Genomic DNA, 16,293 nt, shown 5'->3' with positions numbered 1-16,293 from the left:
CCGGCCTCAGCGCGCGTCAAGCACGACGAGGGCAACGCCCTGTCGCGGCACGCGCAAGTCAAGGCCCGCTCCACCGGCGGCGCGGGTCACCGCCACGGCCTCGGACTTCATCTGCGAGGCTGCTTCAAGCTGCTTGTACTGGTCCTGATTGGGCGATTGCGGCGAGCCCATCTTTTTCCAGGCGGTGAAGGCATTCGCATGCTCGCCATCGACCCGCCAGACCGTGGCGGCCGCTGGCACGCCGCGCAGCCCATCGAGCGCCAGACGGACCTGGGCGTCCGGCCCGGCCACGTCATCGTCGTGGTAGTGCCACAGCAGCACCGCAACCTTGCCATCCGCCGTGCGCGTGGCGATCGAGCCGACGTCGGCCTGTCCCTGCACGCCGGACGACATCAGCGTCTCCAAGGGCACCTGCGCGGTGTTGCGCACCGCCAGCTTGTCCTCGCCCAACTTTGCGAAGAGGCGGAACACGTTGAGCACCGGCAAGTCGACGCCGTTGGTCGAAAGCTGGCGATAACCGGCAAACCAAGGCTGATCCTCGAATTCAAAAGACCAGGAGACGACACCCTCAAGGTTGACCCTGCGCTTGGCGGCAAGCTCCCAGATGCGTGCGAAGCTCGCGGCGGTGTAGCTGGAGTACATGGTGCCGTTGCGATACGCGTTCTGCGGTCCGGGGCAGGCGGCGCAGCCTTCGGGATCGCTCTCGCCGATCACCACCGGCTTGGCCGCAAGCGACTGGATCGAAAGAACCTTGGTGAAGCCGCCGTCCACCTCGCGCAAGTGGGTGGCGATGCCCATACGGACATGGCCGTCCACGAACGTCGGCTTGCCCTTGGCGTGGAACGAGAGGAAGTCCGTGGGCGTGCCTGTCTGCCCCGTGGCGTAGTTCTTGCCGGAGGACACGTGCTTTAGGAAGCCATCCATGAATGTGCCGCCCGGCCCCGCCACGTCCGGCCCGCCCACGCGCGCATTCGGCAGCGCGCGGCGCACACCGGCAATCGCATGGTCGTGCAGCTTGTAGAACTCTTCGGGCGTGCCGTTCCAGTATGTCGGGAAGTTGGCCTCGTTCCAGACCTCGAAGTACCAGCGCTCCACTTCGGCCCGGCCATAGCGTTCCACGTTGTGGCGGGTCCACTGATAGACCAGTTCTTCCCACTTGCCGTAGTCCTTGGGCGGGTAGGACCAGCCTGTGGCGATCAGCTTGTAGTCGAAGCCGGGACGCCAGCTGTGCTGGTACTGCATGCCTTCGGGCACCTTGGCGAGCGCTTCGGGCATGAAACCGAGTTGCAGGTAAGGCCGGATCCCCCGCGCCAGGTACGTGTCGATGATGCCGTCCGCGATGGCCCAGTTGTAGACCGGCTTGCCGTCCCTGGTTTCGGTGTAGATGTTGGTGCTGCCCCACTTGAACGCGGAGGTGCCGTCGCCCGTGCTCATCAGGTTGTGCGCGCGGAAATAGACGTCCCCCCGGCGCAGTTCGCCAAGGTCGGTCAGGAGCTTGCGACCATCCTTCATGGTGGCGTAGTTCGGCTCGTCAGCCCCGAAGAAGCGCCATACGGGCGGCAGCTTGCCATCGGTGCGCGCGGCATCGACGGTGATCGTCACCGGCCGCGTCTCCTGCGACTGCGCGAGCGCTCCGGCCGAGCAGGCGAGCAGCGATGCGGCGGCAAGGAGCCTGGTAATCGTCATGAGCGTGTCCTTCCAAAGATGCGTAATCACAGTCGAACGGTCAGAGGCGGGCGCGGAAACCCAGCGCGAACATGCGGGTGTATTGCACGGTGTCGCGGGGGAACAACGTCGGATCGTCGAAAGACGTGGTGTAGATGTTCTTCAGCACGTTGGTCGCGTCGAATACGACAGTGAAGTTCGGGTTCACGTCGTAGGCCAGCGAAATGTCGAGATTGCTGACCTGCCCATTGGTGATGAAGTTCGGGTTCACGCCGGTAAAATGCAGGCCGCCGTTGAACTTGTCGCGCCAGACGTAAGAGACACGGCCGCTGAAACCGTCCTTTTCGTAGATGAGCGTGCCTGTGGCCGAATACTTGGACACGTTCTGGAACGGGATCGTCAGGAAGCCGGTGACGCCGGGCAACGGCGAAAGCGCCTTGTTCTTGCCATCGATGTACGTGCCGTTGGCGCTTACGCCCAGGCCGTCCAGCCAGTTGGGCAGCCCCTTGGGGAAGAACGTAAAGCCGCCCTCGATGCCTTGCAGCTTGCCCGATCCGGAGTTCTCCGGGCGGGTGATCTGGTACACGCCGTTGTCCCCTCCCAGATAGTCGATGTCGAAGTTGCTCGTCACTGACTGGATGAAGCCGCTGATGTCACGCCGGAAGATGGTGGCGGTGATCGAACTCGTGCTGTCGAGATACCACTCGAGCGAGAGATCGTAATTGTTCGACCTGATGGGCTTCAGGTCGGCATTGCCGCTGGTGCCGCGACCGAATGGCTGCTGGCCGGGGATCGCCGGGGTAAGCGTCAGCGCCGGGTTGAGCTGGGCGAAGCTGGGCCGCGTGATCGTCTTGCTGGCCGCGACGCGAACGAACAGCTTGTCGGTCAGCTTGTAGCGCAAGGCGAGGCTGGGCAGCACGTCGGTGCTCTTGTTGCGGATCGTGACCGGCGCCGTGGCGCCGCGCAACACCAGGAAGGCGTTGGAGGTGATGTCCGTCTGGATCACGCGCACGCCGATCTGCCCGTCGAGACGGCCTACCTCGACGTTCGCCTGCCCATAACCGGCGTAGTTCTTTTCGACGATGTCGAAGTGCTGCGTGTCCTGGAACGCCGGGTCGTCCTCGGGCTGGCCGAACAGGCGGCGCAGGGTGCCGAAGTTGTTCAGCAGGTAATCCGTGCTCGGCGTGGCCCACTGGCGCACGTAAGGCCGCGCTCCCTGGAAGAATTCGCCCGGGGTCAGGGTCATGAACCCCGGCAGGTTCACGCCGCGAAAGCTGTTGCAGGCCACCGCGCCCGCTGCGCCGCAGTTGATCGACTGGTTGAAGGCGTCGGACTGCGCCTTGCGGCGGCTGAGCCGCACACCGGCGTCGATACCGGAGAAGATCAGGAACGGCTGGCGGAACGAAACGTCCAGCCGCCCTGCCCATTCAGAGCCTTCGCCCTCGGTGCGGTTGCTGACGAGGCGTGCCAGCGAATAGCGCGAGGCGTCGGCCAGGTCGTCGGCTGGCAAGGTAAAGTAAGGGGTGCCCGAACCATCGTTGAACACCGCGTCGGTACGCGATGCGATGAAATCGACATCGGTCTGATTGGCCACGTCCGTCGCGGTGGAGCGTGTGTAGGACACATCCGCCTCCACTTTCCAGCGATCGCTCTTCCAGTCTGCGCCGAGGGCCCCTTGCCAGCGGTTCGCCTTGTTGCGGTAGGCGGTGCCGAAGTTCGCCACGCGGTTGTTGAGGATGCTGAGCGATTCCACCAGCTTGGTGTCATCGACGAAGTTCAGCGGCGCAGCGAGCGTGCCGTTCATCGAGGTGAAGTTCTGGTTGCCGTTCCCGGTCTCACGGTACCCGTAGAACAGGCCGTCGGCGTGGATCGTCAGGCGTTCGTCGGGCGCCCATTGCAGGGTGCCGTTTATCGCCGGCCGCTCGCGCTTGCCGATCCGGTCGAAAGCGCCGATCACGTCGGTACGGAATACGCGCGGGTCGCCCGGATTGGTCCCCCGCGGGTCCAGTTGCACACCCGGCGTATAAGGCGCGCGCGAGTTGTCGAGATTGTACCCGAAATAACCGCCCGAGTAGATCGTGAAGTCGCGGTAGCGGGTGCGGTGGTAGGACAAGCTGACCAGCGCCCCGATCTCGCCGATGCCGGTCGACCAGCGATCGCTGATCAGCAAACTGGCGTATGGATCGATCCTGTCCGGCTGCTCGCTGTAGACCTGCCGGTCGGCTATCGCGAATTCGAACCCGTCGAAGTCGAAGGGGCGGCGCGTGCGCACGTCGATCAGCCCGGCTATACCGCCCTCGATCTGCTCGGCGGAGCGCGACTTGTAGACATCCACGCCCGCGACAAGGTCCGCCGGCACGTCGGCCAGTGAGAGTGAGCGCGCAGTGGTGCTGAAGATATTGCGGCCATTCACCAGCGTGACGACGTCGGGCAGCCCTCGGATCAGCACCGTGGCGGACTCTCCCCGAGCGCGCGGCGACACCTGGATACCCGGCACGCGCTGGAGCGCCTCGACCACGTTGTTGTCGGGCAGCTTTCCGATGTCCTCCGCCACGACCGAGTCGACGAGCTGCTGGGAATTGCGCTTGATGCTCTGCGCCGATGACAGACTGGCACGCACACCCGTCACCACGATCTCGCCGGTCGGGACCTCCTCGCCAGAAGCCTCCGCCGCTTGCGCCGGGACTGTCGCCGGACCCTGGCCGATACCGGCGGCCGGATCAACCTGCGCCCACGCCAACGGGGTCTGAGCCACAGCAAAAGCGAACGCCGACATCCTCAAAAGGTTTGAACCCGAGGCCATTTCACATCCCCTGTCTTTTTATTTCTCATACTAGATTGCATAGAGAAACGACTGCCGCAAGCCATTTATGGGAGCGTGCGCCTATACATGGCGTTTCAGCATCCTGATTACCCATACTAGATGCGCGCAAGTGCTTGACGCGGGGGCGCGGAAGGGGGACGAGACGTCATGGACTCGTCAAACGATCACCCTCTGGCACGTGAGGAACCAACAGTTCCACGCGCCATCCATGACCGGATCGCACACGACCTGGGCGTGGCGATCGTCGGCGGAAGCTACCAGCCCGGAGACGCGCTGCCGGGCGAAGAGCGCTACAGCGCAGAGCAGGGTGTCTCGCGCACCGCCTATCGTGAGGCGGTGCGGGTGCTGTCCGCCAAGGGCCTCGTGTTCAGCCGCACCAAGAGCGGCACCCGGATCAATGAACGCCTGCGCTGGAACATGCTGGATCTGGACGTGCTCGCCTGGATGTTCGAGGCTGGCCCCACCCTCGACTTCCTGCGCGACATCTTCGAACTGCGCACCGTGGTGGAGCCGGCGGCGGCACAGTTCGCCGCCATGCGCCGCAATCATCAGGATATTGCCCGGATAGGCCACGCGCTGGAGGAAATGCGCAGGCATGGCCTCACTACCACGGCTGGCCGGGCTGCGGACCAGAGCTTTCATCGGCTCATTCTGCTGGCGACGCGCAACGAATCGCTGATCTCGCTCTCGACCTCGGTGACTGCGGTAGTCGCCTGGACCACCCGCTTTGCGCGCGACGAACGTGAAGTCCTCCGCGACCCCATGCCCGATCACGACGCCGTCTTCGACGCACTGGTTCGCGGCGATCCGGAAGAGGCGCGCAGCAGAATGCTGGCGTTGATCAGACACGCGTCCCACGACGCCGGCATGGCGCAAGCCACGATCAGCGGAACAGGTATCGCAAGCACACCCGCCGCCTGATTGCCATCTGGCGGGACAGCAGGTTCAAGCCGCCGCCTATGACGCTGTCGTGTCCGGCGAAGATGGTGGACCAATCATCTCCTTTGATCCCCATTGGTGGAAATCGCACGGGGCTTCGCGGCAGGAACAAGCCACCGACCGCCCGGCAGCGGTGGCGAGGTGGGGCCCTGACGCATCAACCGGACGCATCGGCAACCCTTCGCCGCTCGGCGCATTTGCTGTTCATGCCTGTCTGACAAGGCATTGAAGGAATTCGACTTGCCCAAAGCCCCTTCCAACGCCACGCCGGTCGCGCTGCACCCGTTTCACGCGATCCTGCTCGCCTTTCCGGTGGCGCTCTTTCCCGCCGCGCTGCTGGCTGACATCGCGTACCTGAACAGTTCGGAGATGCAATGGTCGAACTTTGCAGCCTGGCTGATCGCGGGGGCGCTGGTGTTCACCGGCCTTGCCATGGCCTGGGCGCTGATAGGCATGCTTGTAAGCCGTGGGGGAAGAAGGTGGCTCTGCGCGATCCTGGCGCTGGTGTTTGTCATCGGCCTCGTCAACGCGTTCCAACATAGCCATGACGGGTGGAGCTCGGTCGGCACGACCGGTCTTGCTCTGTCTGTCATCTCCACGGTTCTGGCGCTGGCGGCAGGGTGGATCGGCTATGGCGTTTCCCGGGAGGTGCAGCCATGAACCGCCTTGTCTTGTCCGCCCTGGCCCTTGCCGCACCGCTTGCGCTGACCGCCTGCGAAAAGGCGCCCGACCTCGATCAGACCGGACCCCGTCCAGCGCTGCCCGATCAGAACGAGACGCTGCTTCCCCCGATGAAGATCGCCAGCCCTGCGGGCTGGAACCGGGCAACTCCCACCGTACCAAAAGGCTTCACCATTGCAGCCATCGCTACCGGGCTCAAGGTTCCGCGACAGATGCTCGTGCTACCCAATGGCGATATTCTGGTGTCCGAGGGCCTTGGCGGAAGCGCGCCCAAATTGCGTCCCAAGGACGTCATTGCAGGCTATATAAAGAGCCTTGGCAAAAGCGGCACGAAAGGCGGCGACCGTGTCAGCCTGCTGCGAGATCGTGACGGCGATGGGAGGTATGAATTCCAGACCGTCCTGATCGATAGGCTGAACGCACCTTATGGCATGGCGCTCGTGGGCTCTGACCTCTACATAGCCGATCAGGACGCCTTGTTGCGCTTCCCCTATCGGGATGGATCGACGCGCATCGATGCTCCGGGCGAAGTGGTTACCACGCTGCCTGCCAATCCGAACCATCACTGGACCAAGTCGCTGACCGCCAGCGCCGATGGCTCGCGCCTTTACGTCGGTATCGGCTCGAACAGTAACGTGGGTGAGCGCGGCATGGCCGTGGAGGAAGAGCGCGCGGTCGTTTGGGAAATCGACCGCGAAACCGGGGCGCACCGTACTTTTGCCTCGGGCATCCGCAACCCGACGGCACTTGCGATCAATCCCGCGACGCAGGCGCTGTGGGCCGTCGTCAACGAACGCGACGAACTGGGTGCGGACCTCGTTCCGGATTACCTGACCTCGGTGAAACCGGGGGCGTTTTATGGCTGGCCTTACAGCTACTATGGCGGTCACGTTGATCCGCGCGTCCATCCCCAGAAGCCCGATATGGTCCGAAAGGCAATCGCGCCGGATTATGCCCTTGGATCGCATGTTGCGGCGCTTGGCCTGACGTTCCTGACCGGCGGCGGCTTCGGTGGGAACTATGCAGATGGCGCGTTCGTGGGTGAGCACGGCAGTTGGAACCGGCGCCAGCTTGCAGGCTACAAGGTCGTATGGATACCCTTCACCAACGGTCGGCCATCCGGCAAACCCCGCGACTTCGTGACAGGTTTCATCGGACCGGATGGCAAGGCCCGCGGTCGCCCGGTGGGCACGACTTACGATCCCGTACGACGGGCGCTGCTGATCGCCGATGACCTGTCGAACACCGTATGGCGCATCACACCTTCCCGGTGATCATCTCGCCATTCCCTCCGCGGCCTCATAAGTTGCTTCCTGCACATGAAAGGCTATGTTCCGTGCATGCAAGATAGACAGGATCACTTCGCCTACTGTGTTCAGCTGTTCGGTGGAACCACGGCATTTGCGCGTCGCCTCAGGATAGATGAGCGGGCCATTCGCCGGTTCATCAATGGCGAGCGCCCCATCAGTGATACGCTGTTGCAGGACACGGCGAAGGCATTACGCGACCTCGCTGCCGACGCCAACGGGGCTGCAGGTACTATCTCTGACAGTTTGACCACTGAACCCGGCGAACTCTGATCCGTTAGATTTCGCCCCCGTCAGTTGCTCGGCCGGCGATTTCGGTTACCTGGACGCGGAACGCCCACCCAGCCCTTCTACATGGGCAACATCACGGCATATACCCAAAGGCCAGGAGTATCGAAGTGTCTGATCTGAGTGTGCCATCCGAACTGCGCACCTTCTTCGAGAATTCTCCAGTGGCCCTGGCGCTGGGGGATCCCGGCGGCGACAATCACCTCATCATGATGAACGGACGCTTTGCAGATCTGACCGGTTTCTCGCAGAAAGATCTCGCGGGTCAAAATTGCAGGATCCTTCAGGGACCGGCAGAGGATCACGAAGCCCGCGCCAAATTGCGCGCATTCCTGCGCAACGATACCGCTGCGAACGTGCGCACGCCCATCCTCAATTTTCGCAAGGATGGTTCCCCCTTCGTGAACCTGCTTTACATGTCTCGCCTGCGTGCCCTGTCCGGAGAGACACGCTTCATTTTCGCCTCGCAGTTCGACGTGAGCCGCGCGCAGCCCGACAAGCTGCGGGCTTATGACGATGATCTTGGCCGAACGCTGACCCGGCTGAGCCCCGTAGCTGCAGAAAGCGGGATCATCGTCGAAGGAACGCTGACCACGATCGCAAATTCGGCGACCACGATAGCGCAGGCAAAGCTTACCCTGGCCAGCCTCGATGACAGTTCCATCCTGTGAGTAAGACCGGCCAGGCTTCGTGCGTCCCGATCGTTGGGATCGGCGCATCGGCAGGAGGGCTTGAAGCCCTGCGCGAAATGCTTTCTGCCGCGCGCCTCCCTACAGACATGGCATTCGTGGTGGTCCAGCACCTCGACCCAAATTATGAAAGCATGCTGGCGCAACTTCTTGACCGGGCCAGCCCCCTAGACGTTCTTCAATGCGAGGGCGGGGAGGAAGTGCTTCCCGACCGGGTATATATCATCCCTCCCGGTCGCGGCCTTGCGCTTCAGGATGGCAAGCTGCAGTTGACGGATTTTGCGCAACCACGCGGACTGCGCCGCCCGATCGATGACTTTTTCATATCGCTGGCCGCCGAGAAACAGACGGATGCCGCCTGCGTGATCCTGTCCGGCACCGGCGCAGATGGATCGACAGGTCTGCGCGCCATCAAGGAGCACGGCGGCGTCTGCGTAGTCCAGACGCCCGAGACTGCGCGATATGACGGTATGCCGGTGTCTGCGGTAGGCACCGGTTTGGTCGACTACGTCAAGCAGCCTTCCGAAATCCTCGATTGTCTGAGCGCGTTCTTCGCGCGCCGTCGGGGCGAGCCGCGTGAACGCGAGGCAGAACTGGTTGCCGACCACGTGGATGACTTGTGCGCGACGCTGCGCAAGGCAGTTGGCCACGACTTCTCGGGCTACAAGCGTTCAACGCTGGTCCGGCGGGTGGAACGGCGCATGCATGTGCTGAACATCGATTCCGCCAGCGGCTACCTTCAGCGCGTCAAGTCGGACACCGCGGAATGCGAGGCGCTGTTCCGGGATCTCCTCATCAACGTCACGCGGTTTTTCCGCGATCCGGATATGTTCGATGCTTTGCGGGAGAAGGTGGTCGAACCGCTTCTGAGCGAGCGCGGGGGCGACGAAGAGATAAGGGTCTGGATACCGGGCTGCTCCAGCGGAGAGGAAGCATACAGCATCGCGATGCTGTTCGCCGAAGCGGCGCGACGGATGAACCTTGCCAATCCTGTGCAGATATTTGCCTCGGATATCGACGAGCAGATGCTGCAGATCGCACGGGAAGGCATCTACCCCGCCTCTGCGCTGGCTGACATCCCATCGCCCATGCGCGAGCGGTGGACGATCCCGCACGGCGAGAAGTTCGCCATTTCGAACCAGATCCGGGATCTGATCCGCTTTTCGAATCATTCGGTCGTGAAGGACCCCCCGTTCTCACGCATCGATCTGGTGTCCTGCCGCAATCTCCTGATCTATTTCGACGACCGTCTCCAGCAGTCGGTCATGCCCATCCTGCATTATGCGATCCGGCCGGGCGGCTATCTGTTTCTCGGCCCTTCCGAGAGCATCGGCCGCTTCGATCACCTTTTCCCTGCGCTTGACCATCATGCCCGCATCTTCGAGCGCGGCCCGGGAAGCCCAAGCTATCCCATAGATCTCCCTGGAGGTGAGCGGGGAATCTCGCGTCGGTGCGACGACGCCGCAGAGCGCGACAACCGACGCAAGCCGCCGGAAGCTGCCGTCGCAATCCAGCGTCTGGCGGACCGCTATGCTCCGCCGGCAATGGTGCTCAATCAGGACGGCGCAGTCCTGGCAGCATATGGCAAGCTGAGCCGCTACTTCGATTTCCCGGTGACCCGCACGGGTGGTGCCAATGCCATCTCGCTTGCCAAACCCGGCCTTCGCGACGTGCTTGGCCCACTGGTGCGGCAGGCGCGCGATGCCCGAAAGCGGGTCGTCGCCCGCGAGGTGGAAGTTCGCTCGGATTATGGAGTGCAGCCCGTCGAAGCGGTGTGCGAACCGCTCCCCGATGGCACGCTGCTTCTGGTGCTGCGCGATCGCGGCCCTTTTCTGCCCTTCGATGGCCCTGACTTCGCCGAAATCGAAAGCGGCGACGACCACATGGAAGCGCTTGAGGAGGAACTGCGCCTCACTCGTCACAAACTGCGGACTGCGGTCGAGGAACTGGAAACCGCCAACGAGGAGCTCAAGAGTTCCAACGAAGAAATGATGTCGATGAACGAGGAGCTCCAGTCCACCAACGAGGAGCTTTCCACCGTCAACGACGAACTGAAGAGCAAGGTCGATCAGCTGACCGTCGCGAATTCGGACTTGCGCAATTTCTTTGAATCAACCGAACTCGCGGTGATCGTGCTCGACGGGCAGTTGCGCATCCGCAGCTTCACAGAGGCCGCGACGACAATCTTCCCGCTGCAGCAGACTGATCGGGGGCGCCTGCTCGCAGACGTCGCGACCCGGCTTGACGATGGCAAGTACCTTGACGATGCCCGACGGGTCGCGGCTAGCGGCGAGCCGCTCCATCGCCGTGTCCGCACGCGCGACGGCGCCCGTACCCTATCGCTGCGCGTCCTGCCCTATCGCACCCAGCACGGCACCATTGATGGCGCCACGCTGGTGCTGACCGACATCACTGTGGCTCTGCTGATGGAAGACGATCTCGCAGCCGAGCGCGAGCGGCTGGACCTTGCCGTCAAGACGGGCGGCATCGGCGTATGGGAGCTTCGCCCCGACGATGACAACGCCATTCTCGACCTCACCAGCAGAGCGCAACTTGCGCTGCCATCGGAAGGGCAAATTCGCCTTGGCGACGTATTGGCGCGCGTCCATCCCGAGGATCGCCCCGCCGTCGAAGACGGCATCGCCCATGCCCTGTACGAAGACCGGGACATGGAAGTCGCCTTCCGTGTTCGCGGGGTGGAAGAGCGGGATGACGATTCCCGAAGGCTCAAGGCTTATGGCCGCCTTATCGGGTCCAGCCCCCGCCGCCTTGTCGGCGCGACCATCGATGTCACTGCGGAATACGCCGTTGCCGAAACCCGCGGCCTCATGTTGCGTGAGATGAACCACCGGGTGAAGAACCTCTTTGCGGTGGTCAGCGGCATGATTGCCGTTGCGGGCCGTTCTCATGACGATGTACGCAGCTACGGCGCCGATTTGCGTGAGCGTATCGCCGCACTTGGCCAGGCCCACTCGCTGGCATCACCTTCGGGAGAAGAACGGCAGGCGTTTTCACTGCGAACGCTCATCGAGACGACCACGGCGGCATATGCAGGCCGTTCGGAACTTCAAATCGCCGGTCCCGAGGTCGTCATCGACCGTAACTGCCTGTCTCCTCTAGCGCTGATCCTGCATGAATGGACCACCAACGCCGCCAAATACGGGGTGTTGGGCCCTCGGGCGGGAACCCTTACGATCGATTGGCGTTTATCGCCCAACGGGATCGACTTGCTCTGGGATGAAAACGGTGAGGACACGATTGATGCGACCGAGGGTTCGGGCTTCGGAACCTTGCTCGTCATGACGTCCGTCCGACAGCTTGCGGCTCAGATTTCCCACGAATTGCAGGATGGACGCTTTTCGTTGCATCTCAAGCTGCCCGACGGCGTGATAGCACGATGACCGACACGGTGCTGATCGTCGAGGACGAGCTTTTCGTCGTCCTCGATCTGGAAGACCTGATCGCCGAAGAAGGCTTCGCTGTCTCTGCGCATTGTGGAACCGTGGCTGCGACCATGCGCGCGATTGATCGCCATAAGCCGGTAGCCGCCATCCTTGATGTCCGGCTGCCGGACGGCGAGGTTTTCCCCGCTGCCGACAGGATGCATGAGATGAAGGTCCCCCTCATCTTCCACTCCGGCCATGCCAACGAGGCCGCGCTGCGTTCACGCTATCCAGATGCCCAGATATGTCCGAAGCCCAGTTCGCCGTCTCAGCTGCGCGCTGCTTTGAAAAGGGCCACGAACCGGAAATGAGACGGAACCATCGAGATCGAAACGGCAGTTATGTTGAGACGATCTCCGAAGAGGGTCACCTTCGCCAAGCACGCAACGCTTTGATTCAGACAAGTCAGTCGTTTTTGGCTTGACTGATATATTTGTACGGGAACACCAGTCACTCCTGCCGTGCGGTATTTTCTTCGTTATGGCGTATCGTATAGCTTGGTCTTTTGCACGACTATCTCGGCCGATTGGCGAATGGTGTCGGGATCCACGTTCGCAAGGTTATTGCTCATCGATTGGGCAATATGGTTGCTGCGTTCCTGATGGCGCGCGGCCCCGAGATCGCTGATGGAAACGACCATCAATAGCGACAAGATCGGAATGTTTGGTATCAGCATGAGCGGCTATTGGGGACACCGCGCCGCTGTATCGGATCGCCGCATCAAGGCCTTCGCCAGCTTCGAAGGCGTCACAGGCGACTTCGCGACGATCTTCGAGCGCGCTCAGCCCAGTTCCAAGAATAACTACATGTACATGTCGAGTTACACGAACGAGGACGATTTCGACCGGGAGATCGCTCGGAAGATGCCTCTGGGCGACCTCGTTGCCCAGATCGAGTGCCCGGTACTTGTCGGGATCGGCGAGTTCGACGAACTCACCCGCCTTGAGGAAGCGATTACCAGTTTCGAACGCATCAAGGCACCGAAGGAATTGCGTGTCTATGAAGATGAGTACCACCGCCTTGGCGGAGTAGCCGCCGAGATAATCCGCTTCGGAGGGGAATGGCTGGAACGCGCAATGTCCGGCGATCTTGCGGAGCCCGGCCGGCGACGTGCGCCACTTTGTCTGCCGCGACGGATCAATCCGCGAAGGAACCGCAGATCCGGTCTGGTGGCTTGATGCCGTTTCCCGGAAATTGCGGTCCTGCGCGACTGATCCCGTTGCAATGTCGGGGCGGCGACGGCAGACCATCGCCGCCTCGACTCCACGAACAACCTTTGGCTGTCCCGTCTCGTTCGCAGTAGGGGCGCCGGTTAGAAATCCAGCCTCATTCCAAGCAAGCCAACTCCAGCGGATTCAACAATGCTCTTTACCGAACGACTGGTCTTACGCCCCCATACGATTGGCGATCTCGATCATGTTCTCCAGTTGGCTAACGATCCGGCAGTCCACGCGTTCATTCGAGGGCTTCCTACTTCTCGTGAAGAGGCCTGGCACCGGCTTCTCCGTTATGCAGGGCATTGGAGCCTGCTTGGCTATGGCATGTTGGCCGTATTCGAACGCAGCAGCGGCGACTTCATCGGCGAGGTCGGCCTGGCCGATTTTCAACGTGGACTTGGCCCGGATTTCGATGGCACTCCTGAGGCAGCCTGGCTCTTTACCGGCGGTTCGCACGGCCGAGGCTATGCTGCCGAGGCAATGACGGTTCTTCTGGACTGGTTCGAACGCGAATATGGGCCGCAGCGCACGGTCTGCATAATCGACGTAGCCAACACGGCATCTATCAAACTCGCGGATCGCCTCGGTTTCCGTCCGTATGGAGCAACCGTCTATCGCGAAGCCGCCGTAGACAAGTATGAACGCACTTCGTCCTGAGGGCCGTCAGAACACGCCTTCACCAGCCATGTCCGAGGCTCAACGGCGAGTTGCTCCCGAAAGAACAACTCGCCAGTCGCGTCAAATGGCAATGCCCATGACTTCGCGAGCGAGAGGCTCCAATGCAACCATCGCCGCCTCCTCAAGCGTAAGCGACGACGCCGCCACGTTCTCTTCCAGTCGAACCCGGTTGCGAGTGCCAGGAATGGGCGAGACGGCAGCGCCAAGTTGGCCCGCTTTTGCGTAAAGCCAGGCGATCGCGATCTGCGCCGGGGTGGCGTCCTGCTCAGCGGCGATTTCCTCGATCCTGGCCACCAGGCGCATGTTCGCCGCCAGATTTTCGGGAGAGAAGCGCGGAAAGTGGGAGCGGGCGTCGCCTATGCCCAGCGTCTGCGCAAAAGCCCTGCCCGTCAGCATTCCGCGCCCCAGCGGCGAATAGGGCACAATCGTCACGCCCAGCTCGACTGCTGCTGGCACGACTTCCGCTTCGATTTCGCGCGTAAAGATCGACCATTCGGATTGAAGGGCCGCGATCGGATGCACGGCGTGGGCATCGCGCAGTTCCTGCGCGCTGACCGCCGAGAGGCCCAGCGCCCGGACTATGCCCTCTGCCACCAGATCCGCCATTGCTCCGATCGATTCCTCAAGCGGCACGTCGCTACTGCGGCGATGCATGTAGTACAGATCGATGACCTCGATCCCGAGACGCTGAAGCGAGTTTTCCGCCGCGGCGCGGATGAATTCCGGGCGGTTGTCGAGGCTCCAGTCGTTGGGGTTCTCGGGGGTCCGGGCATAACCGAACTTGGTGGCGATCACCGCCGTGTCGCGGTGCGCCCGAACGAAAGGTGCGAGAAAGCGCTCGTTTTCGCCCATACCATAGACGTCCGCCGTATCGAACATGGTGACGCCGAGCTCCAGAGCCCTCTCCAGCGTGGCTCGGGCTTCCGCTTCATCGGTGGTGCCGTAGAATTCGCTCATCCCCATGCAGCCAAAACCTTGAACACCGATGGCCGGACCGCCGTTGCCGAGCGCGATCTGTGGAAGAGGTTTGATGCCGGTCATTGCAGACTCCAGATGTTGACTGGCAGGTCCTATAAGTGTGGAGTATGCTCCATGGTCAAGGGGATTTCATGCTGATTTCGCAATTCGCCAAAACCGCAGGCCTTTCGGTCGATACGGTGCGATTCTACATTGCCAGGGGCCTGCTGAAGCCCGCGCGCAGTGCAAGAAAGGGCGGATCCAATCCCTATCAGGTATTCAGCGCCGACGACGTCACCGCCGCGCGGATGATCCGTTTGCAGCAGTCGCTCGGATACTCGCTCGCTGAGATCGGCGCGCTCGCCGAGGAATACCGTCGCGGCTCCGGATCACCGGAGCGAACCGGCGAAGTCCTGAAGAAACAGATCGCCCGCCTTGAAGAACGCCAGCGCGAACTTGATGCCGCGCTGACTTTCCTCAAAGGCAAACTGGAGTGGGTGGAAGCAGGCCAGCCCGGTCCTGCCCCCGACGCCTACTTCTGCTGACCTGCGCCCGAGGAAGCGAGGCGCTTCAGTTCGGCCATGCCTTCCTCGACTGAGACAACCGGTTCGTATCCGAGTTCTCGCCGGGCCTTGGTGATGTCGAGCGTCACTTCCACAGCCATTGTCGCCAAATCCTGAAGCGTGACAGGGGGCTTGATCCTCCCGCCGGAAAGACGCGCCGCCGCCTCGCCCGCGCAGGCAACGGTGCGAACAAGCCAGGAGGGCACTTTCTTTTCCGGAGGAGCGATGCCTTGCGTTTCCAGCAGCCGGGACACGAAATGACGGAAAGGCAACGGCTCGCCATCGGTGATGAAGTAGGCTTCGCCTGTCCGGCCTCTCAACAGCGCCAGTTCGATGCCATGGCAGGCATTGGCGACATGCGTGGCAGATGTGAGATACTCGCCGCCATCGATCCAGGCCATCTGCCCGGATCGGGCCGCGTGTGTCAGGATCGGCAAAGCCGTAGTGTCGTCGCGGCCCCAAACGAAGCGCGGACGTACGATCGCGACTTCAAGACCCTCGCCGCACAGCATCCGCACGATCCGCTCCGCTTCCGCCTTGGTACGGGAATAGGCACCGGGAAAGCGGGCGGGCATAGCGCGGCGCTCGTCTACATCGACAAGCGCCTGCCCATCGAGAAGCACCGAATCCGTGCTGACATGCACGGCGCGGATACCCGCCTGCCTGGCAGCAGTGAAAATGGCGCGTGTACCCTCGACGTTGACGGCGACATGCTCGGGGGTCTCGGGGCCGTGGCTGGTGTGGGCCGCAGCATGGACGAGCGCGCGACACCCTTTCATAGCGTCACCGACAACCGGACTTGCAAGTTGGCCGATGATCGGTCTCGCCCCAAGCGCACGGACGGTATCTGCAGCCGTTTGCGAACGAACTGGAGCAATGACCTCGAAGCTCTTGGCAACGAAATGGCGGATCAGATTGCGCCCGAGGTAGCCGCTCCCGCCGGTCAGGAATAGCGGAGACAGCAGTTCGGCGTCAGAAGCAAAATCGCCTCCGACTGCTCTATAATCATTCATGGAAGTTCTGCTTTCTAGATTAGAAACAT

The 16,293-nt window shown here is 62.2% G+C and carries 15 protein-coding genes; 10 read left to right on the top strand and 5 right to left on the bottom strand.

Annotation, left to right across the window (positions count from 1 at the left end; translation table 11 throughout):
- Positions 1-6: 6 nt before the first annotated feature.
- Complete coding sequence (locus GGR40_RS06380; RefSeq protein WP_429275375.1) at positions 7-1,686, bottom strand: GH39 family glycosyl hydrolase; 1,680 nt, start codon at positions 1,684-1,686, stop codon at positions 7-9.
- 40 nt (positions 1,687-1,726) lie between these two features.
- Positions 1,727-4,420 carry a TonB-dependent receptor gene (locus GGR40_RS06375; RefSeq protein ID WP_429275374.1) on the bottom strand — a complete coding sequence of 898 codons (2,694 nt, stop codon included), beginning with the start codon at positions 4,418-4,420 and terminating at the stop codon, positions 1,727-1,729.
- A 216-nt stretch (positions 4,421-4,636) separates the two neighbouring features.
- On the opposite strand from GGR40_RS06375, the gene GGR40_RS06370 reads away from it, so the two are divergent.
- From GGR40_RS06370 to GGR40_RS06340, 7 genes are all read left to right on the top strand, one after another.
- Positions 4,637-5,410 carry a FadR/GntR family transcriptional regulator gene (locus GGR40_RS06370; protein ID WP_429275373.1) on the top strand — a complete coding sequence of 258 codons (774 nt, stop codon included), beginning with the start codon at positions 4,637-4,639 and terminating at the stop codon, positions 5,408-5,410.
- A 258-nt stretch (positions 5,411-5,668) separates the two neighbouring features.
- Positions 5,669-6,088, top strand: a complete 420-nt coding sequence (locus GGR40_RS06365) for a DUF2231 domain-containing protein (RefSeq protein WP_429275372.1) — start codon at positions 5,669-5,671, stop codon at positions 6,086-6,088.
- Positions 6,085-7,383, top strand: coding sequence for a PQQ-dependent sugar dehydrogenase (locus tag GGR40_RS06360; RefSeq protein WP_429275371.1), 1,299 nt, complete (start codon positions 6,085-6,087; stop codon positions 7,381-7,383). Before GGR40_RS06365 ends, GGR40_RS06360 begins: the two co-directional genes overlap by 4 nt.
- A 66-nt stretch (positions 7,384-7,449) precedes the next feature.
- Positions 7,450-7,689 carry a hypothetical protein gene (locus GGR40_RS06355; RefSeq protein WP_429275370.1) on the top strand — a complete coding sequence of 80 codons (240 nt, stop codon included), beginning with the start codon at positions 7,450-7,452 and terminating at the stop codon, positions 7,687-7,689.
- Positions 7,690-7,814: 125 nt separating this feature from the next.
- Positions 7,815-8,375, top strand: coding sequence for a PAS domain-containing protein (locus GGR40_RS06350; protein WP_429275369.1), 561 nt, complete (start codon positions 7,815-7,817; stop codon positions 8,373-8,375).
- A gap of 77 nt (positions 8,376-8,452) precedes the next feature.
- Positions 8,453-11,794 carry a CheR family methyltransferase gene (locus GGR40_RS06345; protein WP_429275601.1) on the top strand — a complete coding sequence of 1,114 codons (3,342 nt, stop codon included), beginning with the start codon at positions 8,453-8,455 and terminating at the stop codon, positions 11,792-11,794.
- Complete coding sequence (locus GGR40_RS06340) at positions 11,791-12,147, top strand: response regulator (RefSeq protein ID WP_429275368.1); 357 nt, start codon at positions 11,791-11,793, stop codon at positions 12,145-12,147. Before GGR40_RS06345 ends, GGR40_RS06340 begins: the two co-directional genes overlap by 4 nt.
- Positions 12,148-12,314: 167 nt before the next feature.
- On the opposite strand, the gene GGR40_RS06335 is transcribed toward GGR40_RS06340, so the two are convergent.
- Positions 12,315-12,476, bottom strand: a complete 162-nt coding sequence (locus GGR40_RS06335; RefSeq protein WP_429275367.1) for a hypothetical protein — start codon at positions 12,474-12,476, stop codon at positions 12,315-12,317.
- On the opposite strand from GGR40_RS06335, the gene GGR40_RS06330 reads away from it, so the two are divergent.
- Both GGR40_RS06330 and GGR40_RS06325 read left to right on the top strand, forming a co-directional pair.
- On the top strand, positions 12,463-13,014 hold the full coding sequence (locus GGR40_RS06330) for an alpha/beta hydrolase family protein (protein WP_429275366.1): 552 nt from the start codon (positions 12,463-12,465) through the stop codon (positions 13,012-13,014). The genes GGR40_RS06335 and GGR40_RS06330 overlap by 14 nt on opposite strands.
- 183 nt (positions 13,015-13,197) lie before the next feature.
- Positions 13,198-13,710, top strand: coding sequence for a GNAT family N-acetyltransferase (locus GGR40_RS06325; protein ID WP_429275365.1), 513 nt, complete (start codon positions 13,198-13,200; stop codon positions 13,708-13,710).
- Positions 13,711-13,791: 81 nt separating this feature from the next.
- Here the strand turns inward: GGR40_RS06325 and GGR40_RS06320 are convergent, their stop codons facing one another.
- Complete coding sequence (locus GGR40_RS06320; protein ID WP_429275364.1) at positions 13,792-14,772, bottom strand: aldo/keto reductase; 981 nt, start codon at positions 14,770-14,772, stop codon at positions 13,792-13,794.
- Between the two features lie 68 nt (positions 14,773-14,840).
- Between GGR40_RS06320 and GGR40_RS06315 the strand changes: the two genes are divergently transcribed.
- Complete coding sequence (locus GGR40_RS06315) at positions 14,841-15,233, top strand: MerR family transcriptional regulator (RefSeq protein ID WP_429275363.1); 393 nt, start codon at positions 14,841-14,843, stop codon at positions 15,231-15,233.
- Here GGR40_RS06315 and GGR40_RS06310 read toward each other — a convergent pair.
- Positions 15,221-16,264, bottom strand: coding sequence for an NAD-dependent epimerase/dehydratase family protein (locus tag GGR40_RS06310; RefSeq protein WP_429275362.1), 1,044 nt, complete (start codon positions 16,262-16,264; stop codon positions 15,221-15,223). The genes GGR40_RS06315 and GGR40_RS06310 overlap by 13 nt on opposite strands.
- Between the last annotated feature and the right edge of the window lie 29 nt (positions 16,265-16,293).

The organism is Novosphingobium gossypii (assembly GCF_050433305.1).
Lineage (GTDB): Bacteria > Pseudomonadota > Alphaproteobacteria > Sphingomonadales > Sphingomonadaceae > Novosphingobium > Novosphingobium gossypii.
Note: the sequence above shows the minus strand (reverse complement) of the source record. Positions and strands in the feature narration are given on the sequence as shown.